Annotated in this window: 15 protein-coding genes; 10 read left to right on the forward strand and 5 right to left on the reverse strand. The window is 70.4% G+C overall.

All coding sequences use genetic code 11. The annotated features are described in order from the left end of the window. The first annotated feature begins 68 nt into the window (after window positions 1-68). Genes ACFOY2_RS32355 through ACFOY2_RS32375 form a run of 5 tightly spaced genes read left to right on the forward strand, consistent with a single transcriptional unit; the run spans window position 69 to window position 4,663 of the window. Window positions 69-827 (forward strand): ABC transporter ATP-binding protein, encoded by a 759-nt coding sequence (locus ACFOY2_RS32355; protein WP_379531887.1) that lies wholly within the window; start codon window positions 69-71, stop codon window positions 825-827. After that, entirely contained in the window at window positions 824-1,537 is a 714-nt protein-coding gene (locus tag ACFOY2_RS32360; protein ID WP_379531888.1) for an ABC transporter ATP-binding protein, read from the forward strand. The genes ACFOY2_RS32355 and ACFOY2_RS32360 overlap by 4 nt, the downstream gene beginning before the upstream one ends. A gap of 3 nt (window positions 1,538-1,540) precedes the next feature. Beyond that, complete coding sequence (locus ACFOY2_RS32365) at window positions 1,541-2,422, forward strand: branched-chain amino acid ABC transporter permease (RefSeq protein WP_379531889.1); 882 nt, start codon at window positions 1,541-1,543, stop codon at window positions 2,420-2,422. Continuing rightward, window positions 2,419-3,393 carry a branched-chain amino acid ABC transporter permease gene (locus tag ACFOY2_RS32370; RefSeq protein WP_379531890.1) on the forward strand — a complete coding sequence of 325 codons (975 nt, stop codon included), beginning with the start codon at window positions 2,419-2,421 and terminating at the stop codon, window positions 3,391-3,393. Before ACFOY2_RS32365 ends, ACFOY2_RS32370 begins: the two co-directional genes overlap by 4 nt. Before the next feature lie 4 nt (window positions 3,394-3,397). Then, window positions 3,398-4,663 carry an ABC transporter substrate-binding protein gene (locus ACFOY2_RS32375; RefSeq protein WP_379531891.1) on the forward strand — a complete coding sequence of 422 codons (1,266 nt, stop codon included), beginning with the start codon at window positions 3,398-3,400 and terminating at the stop codon, window positions 4,661-4,663. A gap of 3 nt (window positions 4,664-4,666) precedes the next feature. On the opposite strand, the gene ACFOY2_RS32380 is transcribed toward ACFOY2_RS32375, so the two are convergent. Next, window positions 4,667-5,626: an NAD-dependent epimerase/dehydratase family protein gene (locus ACFOY2_RS32380; RefSeq protein ID WP_379531892.1), complete on the reverse strand. Its 960-nt coding sequence runs from the start codon at window positions 5,624-5,626 to the stop codon at window positions 4,667-4,669. A 79-nt stretch (window positions 5,627-5,705) separates the two neighbouring features. On the opposite strand from ACFOY2_RS32380, the gene ACFOY2_RS32385 reads away from it, so the two are divergent. The 4 genes from ACFOY2_RS32385 (at window position 5,706) to ACFOY2_RS32400 (ending at window position 11,381) form a co-directional block, all read left to right on the forward strand. Next, a complete protein-coding gene (locus ACFOY2_RS32385; protein WP_379531893.1) occupies window positions 5,706-6,629 on the forward strand; it encodes an AEC family transporter in 924 nt (307 codons plus the stop codon). Between the two features lie 35 nt (window positions 6,630-6,664). Then, window positions 6,665-6,949: a helix-turn-helix domain-containing protein gene (locus tag ACFOY2_RS32390; protein ID WP_379531894.1), complete on the forward strand. Its 285-nt coding sequence runs from the start codon at window positions 6,665-6,667 to the stop codon at window positions 6,947-6,949. 71 nt (window positions 6,950-7,020) lie between these two features. Beyond that, window positions 7,021-8,214 carry a cytochrome P450 gene (locus ACFOY2_RS32395; RefSeq protein ID WP_379531895.1) on the forward strand — a complete coding sequence of 398 codons (1,194 nt, stop codon included), beginning with the start codon at window positions 7,021-7,023 and terminating at the stop codon, window positions 8,212-8,214. Window positions 8,215-8,261: 47 nt separating this feature from the next. Further along, a complete protein-coding gene (locus ACFOY2_RS32400; RefSeq protein WP_379531896.1) occupies window positions 8,262-11,381 on the forward strand; it encodes an ATP-binding protein in 3,120 nt (1,039 codons plus the stop codon). A 10-nt stretch (window positions 11,382-11,391) separates the two neighbouring features. Here ACFOY2_RS32400 and ACFOY2_RS32405 read toward each other — a convergent pair whose 3' ends face one another. The 3 genes from ACFOY2_RS32405 to ACFOY2_RS32415 are packed head-to-tail and all read right to left on the reverse strand — an operon-like array spanning window position 11,392 to window position 13,782. Continuing rightward, entirely contained in the window at window positions 11,392-12,234 is an 843-nt protein-coding gene (locus ACFOY2_RS32405) for an ABC transporter permease (protein ID WP_379531897.1), read from the reverse strand. Next, window positions 12,231-13,199, reverse strand: a complete 969-nt coding sequence (locus tag ACFOY2_RS32410; RefSeq protein WP_379531898.1) for an ATP-binding cassette domain-containing protein — start codon at window positions 13,197-13,199, stop codon at window positions 12,231-12,233. The genes ACFOY2_RS32405 and ACFOY2_RS32410 overlap by 4 nt, the downstream gene beginning before the upstream one ends. Window positions 13,200-13,209: 10 nt before the next feature. Next, complete coding sequence (locus ACFOY2_RS32415) at window positions 13,210-13,782, reverse strand: NADPH-dependent FMN reductase (protein WP_379531899.1); 573 nt, start codon at window positions 13,780-13,782, stop codon at window positions 13,210-13,212. A gap of 258 nt (window positions 13,783-14,040) precedes the next feature. On the opposite strand from ACFOY2_RS32415, the gene ACFOY2_RS32420 reads away from it, so the two are divergent. Further along, window positions 14,041-15,462, forward strand: a complete 1,422-nt coding sequence (locus ACFOY2_RS32420) for a hypothetical protein (protein WP_379531900.1) — start codon at window positions 14,041-14,043, stop codon at window positions 15,460-15,462. Window positions 15,463-15,560: 98 nt separating this feature from the next. On the opposite strand, the gene ACFOY2_RS32425 is transcribed toward ACFOY2_RS32420, so the two are convergent. Next, window positions 15,561-16,934, reverse strand: coding sequence for a S1 family peptidase (locus ACFOY2_RS32425; RefSeq protein ID WP_379531901.1), 1,374 nt, complete (start codon window positions 16,932-16,934; stop codon window positions 15,561-15,563). Between the last annotated feature and the right edge of the window lie 635 nt (window positions 16,935-17,569).

Here is a 17,569-nt window from a genome sequence, read left to right on the forward strand (position 1 = left end):
AATGCGGCCCCTGACGAGCGGATCCTACGCTGAGCCCAACTTCAGAACATTGTTCTCCAGGAGGCCGGATGCTGGAGGTACGCGATCTGACCGTCCGCTTCGGCGGCATCACGGCGCTGGACGGCGTGAGCTTCCGCGTGCGGCGCGGCGAGATGGCAGGGCTCATCGGGCCCAACGGCGCCGGCAAGACCACCCTGTTCAACTGCCTGACCCGCCGCCACGACGCGGACTCGGGCACGATCGTCTACGAGGGCGAGGAGTTGACCTCCGTCGCCCCGCACGCCATAGCGCGGCTCGGCATCGCCAGGACCTTCCAGAACCTGGGCCTGTTCCCGCGCCTGTCCGTACGCGACAACGTGCTGGTCGGCGCGCACCACCGGGGCCGCGCCGGCTTCCTCACCGCCGCGCTCGGCCTGCCAGGAGTGCGCCGCGAAGAACGCGCGCTGCGCGCCGACGCCGACGCCGTGCTGGAACGGCTGGACCTGGCGCGGGTCGCCGGCCACCCGGCCTCCGGGCTGCCGTTCGGCACGCTCAAACGGGTGGAGCTGGCCCGCGCGCTCGTCGGCCGCCCACGCCTGCTGCTGCTGGACGAACCGGTCAACGGGCTGAACGCGGCCGAGGTCGAGGAGTTCGCCGGCACGCTGGGCGCGATCCGCGACGCCGACGACCTGACCGTGATCGTGGTCGAGCACCACATGGGCTTCGTCATGGGGACCTGCGAGCGGATCGTCTGCCTCGACTTCGGCCGCAAGATCGCCGAAGGGCCGCCCGCCGAGATCCGGCGCGACCCCGGCGTCATCGAGGCCTACCTGGGGACGGTGGCATGACGCTCCTCGTCGAGGATCTGGTGGCCGGGTACGGCGACGCCCGGGTGCTGCACGGCGTGTCGCTGAGCGTGGGCGAGGGCGAGATCTGCGCGATCCTCGGCCCGAACGGCGCGGGCAAGACGACCCTGCTGCGCGCCCTGTCCGGCATGGTCAGGGCGCGCGGCCGGGTCGCGCTCGGCGGGACCGCCCTGACCGGGCGCTCGCCCGACGCTATCGCCAGGCACGGCGTCGCCCACGTGCCCGAAGGCCGCGGCACGTTCATGTCGCTCACCGTCGAGGAGAACCTGCGGCTCGGCGCGTTCGTCCGCCGGGGCCGGGCCGCGATCGAGGCGGACCTCGACCGCATCCACACCTACTTCCCCGCGCTGAAGACCCGCCTCAAGCAGGCCGCGGGCAGCCTCAGCGGCGGCGAGCAGCAGATGCTGGCCATCGGCCGGGCCCTGATGCTGCGCCCGCGCCTGCTCCTGCTGGACGAGCCGTCGCTCGGCCTGGCCCCGCTGGTCACCCGTGAGCTGTTCCGCATCGTCCAGGCCATCAACGCAGAGGAGCGGACCACCGTGGTCGTCGTCGAGCAGAACGCCCATCTCGCCCTCGGCATCGCCCAGCAGGCGCACGTCCTGGAGACCGGGCGGATCGTCCTGTCGGGGACGGCCGAGCGGATCAGGGCCGACGAGCAGGTCGCCCAGTCCTACCTCGGGTACCGGGTGTAGGCCATGGCAAGTTTCCTGCAGCAGGTCGTCGTGGGGCTGGGCGCGGGGGCCATCTACGCCAGCCTGGCCCTGGCTCTGGTGCTGATCTACCGCTTCACCGGCATCGTCAACTTCGCCCAGGGCGAGCTGGCCATGTTCTCCACCTACGTGGCCTGGCAGTGCGTGGCCGCCGGGCTGCCGTTCTGGGCGGCGCTGACGCTGACGCTGGTGGTGTCGTTCGCGGGCGGGATGCTCATCGAACGGGTGATCATCCGGCCGGTGGAGGGCGCGCCGGAGCTGACGCTGGTGATCGTCACCGTGGGGCTGTTCATCTTCGTCAACGCCGCCGCCGGCTGGATCTGGACGTTCCTGATCAAGGACTTTCCGAACCCGTTCCCCGACGGCGCGCTGGAGGTGGGCGGGGTCAGCGTGAGCCTGTCCACGCTCGGCGTGCTGGGCGTGGTGGCGGTCGTCATGGGCCTGCTGTACCTGCTCTTCCAGCACACCAAGATCGGGCTCGGGATGCGGGCGGTGGCGGCCGATCCGGAGTCGGCGCGGCTGGTCGGCATCAGGGTCGGCTGGACGCTCGCGCTCGGCTGGGGCCTGGCTGCCACCGTGGGCGCGGTGTCAGGGGTGCTCGTGGCGCCGCTGCTGTTCCTGGAGCCGAACATGATGGGCGGCGTCCTCATCTACGCCTTCGCCGCGGCCACGCTCGGCGGGTTCGACAGCCCGGTGGGGGCGGTCGTGGGCGGGGTGATCGTGGGGGTCGCGGAGACGCTCGCCGGAGCCTACGTCGGCTTCGTCGGGTCCGACCTCAAGATCGGGGTGCCGCTGGTGATCATCCTGGGCGTGTTGCTGCTGCGTCCCCAAGGGCTTTTCGGGCGAGCGGTGGTGGAGCGGGCATGATCGGAGCCGCGGCGCGTCCCGCGCTCTCCCCTCGGTGGCGGTGGGGCGCGGCGGTCGCGGTCCTGGCCGCCGCCTGCTACGCGCCGTTCCAGCTCGTCCCCTTCCACGTCTTCCAGCTCACGATGGTGCTGGTGTACGCGGTGGCGCTGCTCGGGCTGAACCTCCTCGTCGGCCACGCGGGACAGATCTCCCTCGGCCACGGCGCCTTCTTCGCCGTCGGCGCGTACGTGGCCGCCATCCTGCTCGAACGCTGGGAGCTGCCGCACCTGCTGACGCTGCCGTTCGCGGCGGCGCTCGCCTTCCTGCTCGGACTCGGGCTCGGCGTGCCCGCCATCCGGCTGCGCGGCCTGTACCTGGCGCTGGTCACGCTCGCCATCGCGATCTTCCTGGTGCCGCTGCTCAAGCGGTTCGAGGGGATGACGGGCGGCTCGATGGGCCTGACGACGGCCAAGCCCGTGCCGCCCGCCTGGAGCGGCCTGGCCGAGGACCAGTGGCTGTACTTCCTCACCCTGGCCGTCGCCGTGGCCGCGTTCCTGCTGACCGCCGGGCTGCTGCGCTCGCGGGTGGGCCGCGCGCTGCACGCCGTCCGGGACAACGAGGCGGCGGCCGAGGTCATGGGCGTGCGCCTGTCGTTCTACAAGACGCTCGCCTTCGCCTGGAGCGCGATGTTCGCCGGCGCGGCCGGCTGCGTCTACACGTGGGTGATCGGGTTCGTCTCGCCCGACTCCTTCACCGTCAACCTGTCGATCAACCTGCTGGCCGGCCTTGTCGTCGGCGGGCTCGGGTCGCTGCTCGGGCCCCTGCTCGGCGCGCTGTTCGTGATGTTCGTGCCGAGCATCGCGCAGAGCGTCAACGACGCCGCGCCAGGCGTCGTCTTCGGCCTGCTGATCGTCGTGGTGATGTACGTCGCCCCGACAGGGCTGTCCGGCCTGGCCGAGCGCTTGATCAAGAAGATTCCCCGGAAGGAGTGAAGGGATGCGTGCATCTGCGATCGGCGCGACGGCGCTGCTCCTGCTCGCCGTCGCCGCCTGCGGGGGGCGGGACGGCGGCACGGCGGGCACGGCGGCCTCGGGCAAATGCCAGGGCCAGCAGACGACCGGCATCACCGACAAGAGCATCAAACTGGGCGGCATCTACCCGCTGTCCGGCCCGGCCTCCGCCTACGGAGACATCCCCAAGGGCATCAAGGCCTACTTCGACTACGTCAACGCCGAGAAAGGCGGCATCGGCGGGCGCAAAGTGGAGTTCGTCGTGCGCGACGACGGCTACCAGCCGCCCAAGGCCGTCGAGGAGGCCCGCAGGCTGGTCGAGCAGGAGCAGGTGTTCGCCCTGTTCCAGACGCTCGGCACCCCCTCCAGCACCGCGACATGGGACTACGCCAACCAGCGCAAGGTGCCGCAGGTGTTCGTCGCCACCGGCGCCTCCAAGTGGGGCACCGACACCACGCACCCGTGGACGATCGGCTGGCAACCCAACTACATCTCCGAGGCTCGCGTCTACGCCCAGTACCTCAAGACCGAGAAGCCCGACGCCAAGGTCGCCGTGCTCTACCAGAACGACGACTTCGGCAAGGACCTGTTCGGCGGGTTCACGCGGGCCATCGAGGGCACCGGCATCAAGGTCGTGGCCGAGCAGAGCTACGAGGTCTCCGACCCCAGCGTCGACCCGCAGATGCGCAACCTGGCCGAGTCGAAGGCGGACGTGCTGCTCGACATCACCACGCCCAAGTTCGGCTCGCAGGCGCTGGCCGCCGACGCCAGGAACACGGCCTGGAACCCGCTGCACATCGTCAACAACGTGGCCGCCTCGATCACCGTGCTCAAGCCCGTCGGCTTCGAGAACGTCCAGGGCGTCGTGTCCAGCACCTACTACAAGGACCCCAACGACCCCATGTGGCAGAACGACGCCGAGATGGCGCTGTACCGGCAGAAGATGGGCCAGTACGCGGCCGGCGCCGACCCGAACATCCCCTACCACGCCTTCGGGTGGGCGGTCGCGAGCAGTTTCCACAAGGCCATGGACGCCGCCGCGTGCCCGACCCGCGAGGGGCTGCGCGACTCCGTCCGCAACCTCAAGGGCGTGCAGGTGGGCATGCTGCTGCCCGGGGTGACGATGGACACCTCCCCAGGGGACGGGTTCCCGATCGAGTCGATGCAGCTCATGACGTTCAAGGGCGAACGGTGGGAGCTGTTCGGCCAGGTGATCGACACGCGAAAGGAGTTCGGGCCGCTGACGGGCTGACCCTCAGCTCCGTGGCGTGACCACGCCTGCCCTGACCAGCCAGTCGACCGCCTCGAAGATGGCCTCCAGCGGCGTGTGACGGGGCCGGTGCCCCAGCAGCCGCTCGGCCTTCTCCATGCTGCAGTGGGGGCTGTAGGAGATGTGGTCCAAGGTGACCTGCGCGTCCTGCTCCGACACCGTGCCCCGCCACTGCTCCCACGGCAGGAACGTCAGCCGCGCGTCCCTGCCGAACCAGCCCGCCACCGCCTCGGCGTACCCGCGCAGCGTCAGGGCGGTGGTGGCGACGGAATGGAAGCTCTCGCCCACGGAGACCGACGGGTTGACCATCGCGTCCACGAACAGCCGGGCCACGTCGTCGGCGTGCACGTGCTGGACGGTCTCCAAGCCGAAGTTCGGCAGCGCCAGCTCCTCGCCGTCGGCCAGCGTCTGGAACACCGAGGGATTGACGTTGCCCGCCGGGTTGACCGGCACCCAGCCGGGACCGGTGATGTGGCCGGGGTGGATGATCGTGGTGGGGAAGCCGTCGCGGTGGGCGCGGTCGAGCAGGTAGGACTCGATGGCGGCCTTCTGCTTGCCGTACTCGCCGAGCGGGCGTTTCGGCTGGTCCTCGGTGGTCGGGACCCGGGCGCTCGGGCCGTGCGTCCAGATCGTCCCGCAGTGCAGGAAGTGCCTGACGCGTCCGGTCAGTGCGTCCGCCAGCTTGCGGGCGCTGGACTCCTCGAAGCAGATCAGGTCGATGACGACGTCGGCCTCCAGCTCCGCGACGCGCCGCCCGAACGTGCCGTCGGCGTCCTCCGCGTCCCGGTCGGCGGTGACCTGGGTGATGCGCTGCCAGGCGCCGTGAGGGGTGTAGGGCTCGCGCTTGCCCCTGCTCACGGCGACCACGTCATGGCCCGCGTCCACGAGCCTGGGGATGAGGTAGGTGCCGATATGTCCGCTTGCGCCGATGACCGCTACTCGCATGGGACTCAGGGTAAACCCGCCGTCGTTCGCCAACGGGGACCCGATACCCTGCTAAGCGTCCGATTTCGGAGGGTTTGGCTTGTCGGGGGTTGTCGCGGCGTTCGCCGCCCTGGTGTCCGTCGCCGCACTCGGTTACCTCGTCGGCGTGAGCGGGCTGCTGCGCGCCGCCGACGAGCTGGTGCTGTCGCGGCTGGCTTTCTTCGTGGCCAATCCCGCGCTCATGTTCGCCACCGTGTCACGAGCCGACCTGGGCACCCTGTTCTCGCCGGTGTTGCTGACCGAGGTCGTGGCGGTGGTGTTCGTCCAGATCGTCTACGTCCTGGTGGCCAAGCTGGTCTGGCGGCGGGACCGACGGCAGGCCACGATCGGCGCGCTGGCCACCTCCTACGTCAACGCCGGCAACCTGGGCATTCCCATCGCGATCTACGTGCTCGGCGACGGCGCGCTGGTCGCGCCCATCCTGCTCTTCCAGCTCATCGTGCTGACCCCGGTCGCCTTCCTCATCCTCGACAAGGGTGCCCGCTCGGTGAAGTCGGCCCTGCTCCTGCCGCTGCGCAACCCGCTCACGGTCGCCTCCCTGCTCGGGCTGGCGTTCGCGGCGAGCGGGATCTCCGTGCCGGTCACGGTGATGCGCCCGATCGAACTGCTCGGGGGCGCGGCCGTGCCCGTCGCGCTGCTCGCCTACGGACTGAGCCTGTACGGCTCCCAGCACGCCCCCAAGGACCCCGAGAACAACGGCGCCCGCTGGGACATCTCGCTCGTGGTCGTCCTGAAGGCGTTCGTCCAGCCGGCCGTCGCCTACGTCGTCGCCCGCTTCGCCCTCGGGCTCGACGGCAGCGCGCTGCTGGCCGCCACCCTGTTCGCCGCGCTGCCCACGGCCCAGAACATCTACGTGTACGCGGTGACCTACGACACCAGCCGCCGACTGGCCCGCAGCGCCGTACTCGTGACCACAATGCTCTCCATCCCGATCATGACAGCCATCGGCGCACTCCTCGGCTGAGAGATCGTGCGGGTCGCCGCCGATATATTCGGTTGATGGCCGGGCACAGCAGATGGAAGACGATCAAGGCGGCGCGGCTGCGTGAAGACGTGGAATACGTACAGGCAGGGTTGGATCTGCGGCTGGGAGACATGGTGCGGGCACGCCGGATCGAGCTGGGCCTGACTCAGGCCGAAGTGGCGCAGCATGCCCGGATCAGCCAACCCGCCCTGTCGCGAATCGAAGGCGGCGGCGGTGTCCCGACCTTGGCGATGCTGGATCGGTTGGCGCGCGCGATGGGCACAACGTTCACCATCACGGTCGGACAGAACGCAGCCTAGTTGAAGATCGCATCAGAGCTACCGGGCTTGTTACCTTTTACCCCCACAACTACAAACACGTAGGGGTTCCCATGACCGAGACCTCGGCGATGCCGCTGCACATGCGGCGGGTGGAGTTCGACCCGACTCCGGAGCTGGCGGCGGCGCGCGAGGAGGGGGTCACGCGCATCACGACCGTGTTCGGCCAGGACGCCTGGCTCGTCACCCGGCACGCGGACGTACGCGAGGTGCTGGGCGACGCCGAGCGGTTCAGGATCGCGCGGCAGACGATCGCCCGGCTGCCCGGCGCCCCTGAGCTGACCCCCGAACAGCTGGCCAAGATGAACGCGGGCAACCTGCTCGGGCAGGACCCGCCCGAGCACACCCGGCTGCGTCGTGTGCTGACCCCCGAGTTCACCAACCACCGCATGCGCCGCCTGGAGCCGAGGATCAAGGCCATCGTGGACGACCACCTCGACGCGATGGAGGCGGCGGGCTCCCCGGCCGACCTGGTGACCTCGTTCGGGCTGCCGATCCCCTCCCTGGTGATCTGCGAGCTGCTCGGCGTCCCTTACGCCGACCGCGAGGGGTTCCAGGAGCGTTCGAGCCGGATGCTCGACCTGACCGCCCCCGCGGAGGAGCGGGTGGCGCTGCAGTTCGCGGCGCGGGCCTACATGGAGGAGCACGTCACGCGCGTCCAGGCCGACCCCGGCGAGGAGCTGCTCGGCATGCTCGTCCGCGAGCACGGCGACGACCTCACCACGGACGAGCTCATCGGCATCGGCAGCCTGCTGCTGTTCGCCGGGCACGAGACCACCTCCAACATGCTCTCCCTGGGCACGCTCGCCCTGCTGCGCCACCCCGACCAGCTCGAACTGCTCAGGAAGGAGCCGGAGCGGATCGACGCCGCGGTGGAGGAGCTGCTGCGCTATCTCAGCGTCGTCGCCTCCGGCACGACCAAGGAGGCCACACGGGACACCGAGATCGGCGGTCATCCCGTCGCCGCGGGAGACCTGGTGATCTGCGCCCTGCCCGCCGCCAACAGGGACGCCCTGCTCGTGCCCGACCCCGACAGGCTCGACATCACCCGCGACGCCGCCGGCCACATCGCCTTCGGCCACGGCATCCACCACTGCCTGGGCGCCCCGCTGGCCCGCATGGAGATGCGCATCGCCTTCCCCGCGCTGCTGCGGCGCTTCCCCGGCCTGCGGCTGACGGACGCCGAGCCGCGCTTCCGCCCCTACAGCATCGTGCACGGGCTGACTTCGCTGGAGGTGGCCTGGTAGCACGCCCATAGGAAATTGTCGGCCCGGGCGGATAGCGTGCAAGCGTCATGCCTATCGACGTCTCCACGCTCATCGGCAGGGAACACCCGGCCGGGCTGCTGCGTGCCGAGATCGCGCGGCTGATCGACAGCCACGGCGGCCTCGTGCTGGTCACCGGCGAGGCCGGCATCGGCAAGACCACGCTCGTCACCGACGCGGCGGGCGAGGCCAGGCGGTGCGGCGCGCTGGTCGTCGGCGGGGTTTGCTGGGATTCCGGCAGCGCGCCGGGTTTCTGGCCGTGGGTCCAGGTCATCCGCGCCCTGCGGCGGGCCGTCGAGCCCGACGAGTGGGCGGCGGCCGAGGCGGCGGCGGGTCCGTGCCTGTCCGCCCTGCTCGGCGAGGCGCAGACCGGCGACGTCCCCGACGGCTTCCGCCTCTACGACGGCGTGACCTCCGCGCTGGTCACGCTGGCGCAGCGGCGTCCGGTCGTGGTCGTCATCGACGACCTTCACGCGGCCGACCCGGCCTCGCTGCGGCTGCTGGAGTTCGCGGCGCGGCAGACCTGGTTCGAACGGCTGCTGCTGATCGGCACCTACCGCGACGCCGAGGTCGAGCCGGTCGACCACCCGCTGCGCGACCTGCTGTCGCCGCTCGTCGCGCGGGCCACCTCGATCACGCTCACCGGGCTCGACCAGGCGGGCGTGGCCGCCCTCATGGCTCGCACCGCGGGTCGGGAGCCGCCGTCCGACCTGGTCGCCGAGGTGCACCTGCGTACGGGCGGCAACCCGTTCTTCGTCGAGCAGACCGCCAGGCTCTGGCGCAGCGGCGGCTCGGCCGGCGCCGTCGCGCCAGGCGTGCGCGACGCGCTGCTGCGCCGCCTGTCCCTGCTGCCCCGCGAGGTCTCCGCGCTGCTGCCCGCCGCGGCCGTGCTCGGGCGAGAGTTCCACCGCCAGGTGCTCGCCGCCGCCGTCGCGGCCCCTGTCGCCCATGTCGATCGGCTGCTCGAGCTGGCGGTGGTCGCCAGGCTCGTGGTGACCAGGGGCGGCGGTGTGTTCGCGTTCGCGCACGACCTGGTGCGCGAAACCCTCTACGACTCGCTCGACGACCCGCGCGACCTGCACGGCGCGGTCGTCGCCGCCCTCGACCGCGCGCCCGCGACGGCGGGCAAGGTGCAGCCGGGCGACCTGGCCAGGCACGCCTACCTCGCGGGCGACCGCGTTCCCGCCGGGCGGGCCGTCGCCCTGCTGCTGGCCGCCGCCCGTGACGCGCGGGCCAGGCTGGCCCACGAGGAGCAGGTCGGCCACCTGCGCAGGGCCCATGAGGTGAGCGCCGTCGCCGACCCGCGCGGGCACGCCATGATCGCGCTCGACCTGGGCAGAGAGCTCCACCACATCGGCGAGGTCGACGAGGCGGGGCGGCTCTTCGACGAGGCCGCCGTCAACGCCCGCGACCTCGACGACCCCGAGCTGCCCGCCCGCGTCGCGCTGGTCCTGCACGCCCACCGCGGCCGCGACAAGGCGCTCGGGGAACTCAGAGCGGCCCACGCCAAGCTCGTCGGCGGGGCGGCGCCCGACGAGCGGCTCGCCCTCGACCTCGTCCTCCACCTGGTCAACCTGGCCCGGCGGGGCGGCGACGACGCCGCGCTGACGTTCGGCCTCTGGGCCCACCACGACATCATCTGGGGGCCGGGCACGGCGGGCGAACGGGCGCGGCTCATGGGCGAGCTGATGGCGGTGGCCCGGCGCACCGCCGACACCGAGCTGGCCCACTTCGCCGCCGCGCTGCGCTGGGTCGCCATGATCGAGCAGGCCGACCCCCGCTACCTCGACGCCTTCCACGACTACGCCGCCAGGGGGCACCGCAGCGAGCAGCCCCACCTGTCCATGACCGCCTCCATGGACGCCAGCATCATCGCCGCCCTCACCGGCCGCTTCGCCGAGGCCGCGTCCCACATGTCGGGCATCCACTGGGACAAACGCCACGACGAGTTCGAGTTCATGCTGGAACACCACCGCTGGGCGCTGCTGGCGCTGCAGGGCAAGGTCGAGGAGCAGCAGGAGGTGCTCCTCGGGCTGCGGGGCACCGCCCACCCGTGCGTCGGGCTGCTGGAGGCGCTGACCGCCCTGCAGACCGGCGACCTCGACACGGCGCTGCGCCACCTCGACGACGGCGAGCCGCGCGAGGGCATGGTCGAGCCGCTGTGGCTGCGCTTCCAGGCGGAACTCGCCGCGGCCACCGGCGACCCGGAGCTGTGCGCCAGAGCGCGGGCGGCGCTGGCTCCGCACCGGGGGCAGTGGGTGGTGTCGCTGCTCGGCTGGGACGTCAGCGGGCCCTACGACCTCTGGCTCGGCCTCGTGGACGCGGCCTGCGGACGCTGGGCCGAGGCCGTGGAGGAGCTGACCGCCGCCTACCGCTCGGCCGACCTGATGCGGGCCCGGCCGTGGTCGGTCCTGGCCCGCGCCCGCCTCGCGGAAACCCTCCTCGCCCGTGGCCTTCCCGGCGACCGTGCGGCGGCCGACGACCTGCTCGACGAGGTGCGGCGTGAGGCGGAGGAACTGGGCATGCCGCACGTCCTGGAGCCGGTACGCGCGTACGCGCCGGCCCCGGATCATCGCCACGAACGCACGCCCGGATCCGGCGGCGGTGGGGAATTCGTGAGGGAAGGCACGGTCTGGACGTTGGGGTTCGCGGGGCGGATCGCCCGCATGCCCGACGCCAAGGGCCTGCGCGACCTGCACACGCTGCTCAGCCGCCCGGGTGACGACGTGCCCGCCGTGGCGCTGCTCGACCCGGAAGGCGGCCACGTCGTCGTCGCGGCCCGGCGGATGGGCGGCGACGACGTGCTCGACGAGGAGGCCAAGAGCCGTTACCGCCGCCGGCTGTCCCAGCTCGACGAGGAGATCGACCGGGCCGTCGAGGTGGGCGACGACCGGCGGGCGGCGGAGTTCGACCGGGAGCGGGCCGCGTTGCTGGAGGAGCTGCGGTCCTCGTCCGGGCTCGGCGGGCGTACGCGCCGCTTGGGCGACGAAGCGGAACGGGCCCGCAAGACGGTCACCGCCAGGATCCGCGACGTGCTCCGCAAACTCGACGACGCCCACCCCGAACTGGCCGCCCACCTGCGCGCCTCGGTCTCCACGGGATCCACCTGCCGCTACCGGCCCGACGAAGAAACCGCCTGGCGTCTCTGACCGGCGGGGGTCACTTGCGGTTGTACAGGCGCATGGTCAGGGTGCCGAACACCGCGATGAGCACCCCGGACGACACCAGCACCCACGTGATCTCCCCGAAGTCCGGCGTGCCCGCGATCGTCGACCGCACCGCGCTCACCAGATGAGTGATCGGGCTGGCGTTCACGAACACCTGCAACCAGCCGGGCATCGTGGACGGATCAACATAAACGTTGCTCAGGAAGGTCAACGGCATCAACACCAGCATGCTGATCCCCATCACCGACTTCTCACTGCGCACCAGCAGCCCGAACATGGTCCACAACCAGGAGAACGCGAACGAGAACCCCAGCAACAACAGGATCCCGCCGACCATCCCGGCGACGCCGCCCTGCGGACGGAACCCCATGACCAGCCCGACCGCCAGGATGACGACCGAGGCGATCGTGTAGCGCAGCAGGTCGCCCAGCAGGTAGCCGACCAGGGGTGAGGGCCGCCAGATCGGCAGCGTGCGGAAACGGTCGAAGACCCCCTTCTCGATGTCCTTGTTCACCTCGACACCGGTGTACATGGTGATCATCACGACGCTCGTCACCATGATGCCCGGCAGCAGGAACTGCAGGTACTCCGTCGGCGACCCGGCCAGCGCGCCGCCGAAAAGGTAGGTGAACATCAGCGTCATCATCAGCGGGAACGCGGTCACGTCGAAAAGCTGCTCGGGCACGTGCTTGATCTTCAACATCGCCCGCCAGCCGAACGTGACCGACGCCGACCACGCGCTCGGCCGAGGCGGCTTGGCCCCCGGCGCCAAGATCGTGGCCAGTGCCTCGGCCGCGGGCGTGTACGTGGTGTCGTTCTCGGTGGTCGTGCTCATGCCGCGGCCTCCTCAGTGGCGGGACGGTCGGTGAGGGCGAGGAAGACCTCGTCCAGGCTGGGCTGGCCGAGGGAGAAGTCGTCGACGACGATGCCGGACTCGGCCAGCCGCCCCAGGGCGCGCGAAGCCTGCTCCGCCCCGTTGCCGCCCCCGGTGATGCGGGCGGTGAGCGCCACCGGGTCCGCCTCCAGGTAGACGGGCGCGTCCAGCGTCTCGGCGAGCACGCGCTCCGCCTCGGGCCTGGTCGCGGGGTCGCGCAGCCGTACGTGGACCGAGCCGGACCCGACGGACGACTTCAGCTCGCCAGGCGTGCCCTCGGCGATGACCCTGCCGTGGTCGATGACCGCGATGCGGCCGGCGAGCCGGTCGGCCTCCTCCAGGTACTGGGTGGTGAGCAGCACGGTGGTGCCGTGGGCCACGACGATGCGGACGATGTCCCAGACCTGGTTGCGGCTGCGCGGGTCGAGACCTGTCGTGGGCTCGTCCAGGAAGAGCAGGTCAGGCGTGTTCAAGATGCTGGCGGCGATGTCGATCCTGCGCCGCATCCCGCCCGAGTACGTCTTGACCTGCCGTCCGGCGGCCTCCGACAACCCGAACGCCTCCAGCAGTTCGGCGGCGCGTTCCCTGGCGGCCGGTTTGCGGTGTCCGAGAAGGCGGCCGAGCAGGATGAGGTTCTCCAGGCCGGTCATGTCCTCGTCCACGGAGGCGTACTGGCCGGTCAGGCTGACGCGGCTGCGTACGGCGTCCGCCTCGCGCACCACGTCGTGCCCGAACACGGTCGCCTCGCCGCCGTCGGGACGCAGCAGCGTGGCCAGCATGCGCACGGCCGTGGTCTTGCCTGCCCCGTTGGGGCCGAGCACGCCGTACACGGCGCCGGTGGGGACCTCCAGGTCCAGGCCGTCCACGGCGCGGTTGTCGCCGAAGACCTTGACCAGGCCGGAGGTTCGGATCGCTGGATCGGGCATGATGCTCCATTCATGAGACGTAAGGATGTTCGCGCCGCCCGTCACGCAGCACGCGGCCCCACCAGGTGAGCTGGTCGAGCAGGGCCGCGACCGCGCGCAGGCGGTCGTCGGCGTCACGCGGCCTGCCCTCGTCGACGTCCGCGCCGAGCAGGTCGATTCCCACCCAGTCGGGCATGGTCACGGCATGCAGGGCGCCGAAGACCGTACGGAGATGTTCGACGGCGTAGAAGCCGGTGGATCCTGAGCCATAGGCGACGAACCCGACGGGCTTGGCCTGCCACTCGTCATAGGCGAAGTCGATCGCCTGCTTGAGCGAGGCGGGGAAACTGCGGTTGTACTCGGGGGTGACGACGACGAACGCCTCCGCCCGGCCGATCGCCACGGCGAACTCGCACATCGACGGCGTCGCCTCCTGCGGGTAGCAGCCGGGAAAGTCGTAGCCGGCCAGATCGAGAAGCTCGATCGCGAGGTCGTCGCGCCGGCGCGCCCGCTCGGCGAACCAGCCGCCGACGGTGTCGCACATGCGGCCCACCCGGGTGCTGCCGATGATCACCGCGACCCGCAACGGGCTGCCGCTCGCCATGGTGGCCCCTCTCCCTTCTCCGCCGTCACCAAGAAGGCGCTAGAAGGGCCGCTAGATCGGATCTAGCGCGTCATTTCGGCGCGAGGAGGGGGCTTCATTGCGGTGAATCGTGCGACGGCGCGAAGACCAACCAAGGACCCGACCAGGGAATATGTCGGATACGGCCCCATGTGCTCACTTGAAAGCTACGTTTGGGTGATGATCTCGGGGGTGGGAACCTTGTCCGGAGATTTCGGAACAGCCACGCGGAGGAGCGCGGTGGCGGCCGTGCTGCTCGGAGCCGTCGGCGTGTGCTGCGCCGTGCTGGCCGGGCTGGATCTCGCCGTGCTGGAGGTGTCGACCGGGTGGAATCTCCGCAAAATCGCGCCGGAGTCGGTCGTGCAAGCCCTGGTCACCCTGGTGCCAGTACTGAAGGCCGCGCTGTTCGTCCCCGGCACTCCCAGCATAGGGTTGCTGATCGCGAACGCCCTGTTCTGCGGCGCCGGAGCGCCGCTGATGGTCGTCGCGGGCACGTTGGTCGCCCGGCGCAGGCCGGTGGGCACCCTGCTCGCCGCGCTGCTCGGCCCCTGCCTGCTCGGGTTTGCGCTGTTCACCGCGATAGGGCGTCTGGGGATGGCCGCTGATGGGGCGTCCTGGTACGCCGCGATGAACAACGTGTTGATCGGCCTCGCCGTGCTGTCCTTCGTCGCGGGCCTGGCGACGATCCCTCCTCACCGGGAGCAGTGCTCGCATTCCGGACCGGATGCCCACGCCTTCGCCCGCCGCGCTTTCAGGGGGAGCGCGCTCGGCATCGCGGCCGTCGCGACGGTCGGCTACGCGTGGTATCTGGTCTCGTGGCACCTCCTGGAGTGGGACGACACATGGGAGCCGCCCATCCCCGTGGTGATACTCGCCGCGCTCGTCTCCGTGGGGCTGGCCGTGCTCGGGCGGGCGGCCTTTCGGCGGTGCGCGTCCAAGGGCGTGCTGGTCGTCGGCGGGTTGGCCGCCCTGCCCTTCTTGCTGCTCCTGCTCGGCCTGCTCATCCCCACCATCTTCATCACCTCCTGGATCACGCCGACGGTGATCACCGCGGTCTGCGCGACTGTGCCGCTGGTAACGGCCCTGACCCGACTGGTAGCCGAGCCGGCGCCGGCGGACGGAGCGCCCGCCGCACCGGTGCCGGAGAGCGGAGCGCCGGCCGCGCTCATCACAGCCTCGATCTGGGCCGGGCCGGTCATCACCGGACTCGGCGTCGTCGGCATCGACGAGGCACGGCGCATCGCCTACGAAGACGCGCGTCTCAAGGGAGAGGAATACGTCGGCGACCTGAATACCAGCGACATGTTCCTCGACGCTGCGGCCGACAGCGTGCGGACCTACGCCATGCTGTTCGCACTCGCCGCCGTGGGCCTGACGCTGCTGGCCCGCTGGGTCAGCAGGCTGGGCGGCACCCCCGGGCCCCAAACCGCCGCATTCGTCTCGGCCGTCGCCTACCTCGTTCTCCTGTCGGCTGTCAGCACGTTCACCCCGTTCGGCATCGGGTACTCCGACGAACCCGTGCACACTGTCGTCGTCGACGGCCCCGTCTGGTACCTGCCCGCGGTCCGCACCATCGTCGCCTGCTTCGCCGCAGCCCTCGTGACCGCCCTCTTCCTGCTGACCCGCCGACCGGGACGGCGCGCCTCCCGCGGATCGGGCTAGGGCCGGTTCGGTCCCCTACCGCACGAAGGGTCTGGGGGAAGCGACCGCAGCGCCGGGGGCGGGCGGCGCCCATGCATGCCCGCCCCGGCTGAGGGTGCCTACTTCGTCCAGACCTTGTAGTCCCTGGCGTTGTTGAACATGAACGTCGGCGTCCAGAAGGTCGCCCAGGAGCCGCCGCCGGTGGTGAGCCCATAGGCCTTGCCGCCATAGTAGAAGGGGCCGCCGCTGTCGCCCTCCTTGGCGATGCCCGTGTTCATCTGCACGAGGCCTTTGCGGGCCTTGCCATCGGACCAGGTTCCGCCTGTGACGTTCCGGTACTTCACTGTTGCGCAGGTGGCCCCGGTGTTGTAGCCATACTTGCAGATCATGGTGCCGACGGCCGGCCGGCTCATCGCCGCGGAGGTGGCGTAGCGCGCCAAGTTCTTCGCGTAGTAGAAGGTGCGGGTCGCCGTCCCACCGCCGTGGGTGAAGTAGCCGATGTCGCCATATTTGCCGATGTGCGTCCACACCTTCTTGACGGAACGGGTGCCGCCCTGGGTGGGGTGGTTGCGGTAGGTGTAGCTCGCCGAGTCGCAGTGCCCTGCCGTGGCCAGACGCTTGGTGTCCGTCGTGGCGTACTTCAAGTTGAATCCAGTGGTGCAGGCGCCGGCCTCGGTGAGATAGCCGCCGCCGCGAACGTAGTTGTCGTAGGGCTCGTTCGGCTTGTCGGTGATCGTCACCTCGACGCGGACGCCCTCGATCCCGGGAGAAGGAGCGGGAATGCTCTTCGGCGTCTGCTGGGCGGCCGGGGTCAGTATCGCTTTGACCTCGATCGTGCCGGATCGGATGTCATAGGCCGTTTCCGTGCTCGCGATCTGGGGGTCGTCGGCGAGTTGCTCGTCCACGCTCTCGCTTGCCGCCGCGAGCTCGGCCTCGGAGTAGCCGCGGTTGCTCTGCAGCTGTACCTCCACGGGCAGCGTCCTGGCCAGGGCCAGCGCTGCCTCCGGCGTCTCGCCCTTGAAAGCGAACCAGGCCGACGAGCCGTCCTCGGCCATGGCGGCGCCGGAGAACTCGGCCCCGAAGTCCGCCTCCAGCTTCTCGGCGACGTCGGAGAACGTGGTCTGCCAGCCGCGCCGTTCGATCGTCTGCGCGAGGTCGAGCCCTTGATCCTGGGCGTATTGCGTGAGATCGGTGAGCTCGGCGGCAGTCAGGTCGTCCACGTTCAGCTCAGGTACGTCGACAGGCCCATCCGGCTCGTCGGCCTCGGTCAGGGACGTCCGGGCCTGTGCGAAGTAGTCGGTCAGCGCCTGCGCCAGCGGGACGCCCCGGGCAGCGGCGTCGGCCTTGATCTTGTCGAGCTGAGGCCTGTCGATCTTCGGCTGGGTGTCGGCGGCCAGTACCTGGATCTCGGCAGTCGACGTGGCGGACGCCGGGAGGGTCAGCAGGGGGGTGCCGAGTAACGCGAGTAACGCAACGGAGACGGACTTCTTCACGGGCTCACCTTTGGCGGAGTGGACGGATCGAGGTGATCATAGTGGGAATGATCAACTCACTTCCGGCAAAAGCCGTAGGCGAGCAGCGGCAGCATTCGCCGGCCAGATGACGCGGCAGCGCCGACGGCGACCTATGCGCGTTTGAGGCGGTGGAGTCCCTGGCCGGGGCGCCAAAGGTCGATGGCCATGGCAGACCCCTCAAACTGCGTCAATACGACCTCGCGGATGTCGGCCGTGAAGAAATGGGACTCACCGAAAGCATCAGGGCCGAAGCCACGCGCGACCATCTTCTAACTGCTGGCCAGTCAAGGATGGCGCCGTGTTCCCCGCACCGCCTTTCGCGGTTGCCCACGTACACACCACCCAGATCACCTCCGCGCATCCACGTTGCTCGGGTTCAAGGACAGCTTCGTCAACGGCTGGTTCCTGGAGGGCGTGGTCGGTGCCGCTGCTGCGACACTTCGTTGACCGTGCGCTGGCGATGGCGGGGCATCGCAATGTGGACGGCGCACAACTCATAGTGAGCGAATTGGCGGGAAACGCCAGTGCGCCACGAGGCGCTCTGTTGTATCCCCGGTTGAGCCGGGAGGAACTGAAGGGAGGTTCCTGGGCCTGATGGCTTACCCGAATCTGAA

It is taken from the genome of Nonomuraea purpurea, from assembly GCF_042650645.1.
GTDB lineage: Bacteria > Actinomycetota > Actinomycetes > Streptosporangiales > Streptosporangiaceae > Nonomuraea > Nonomuraea purpurea.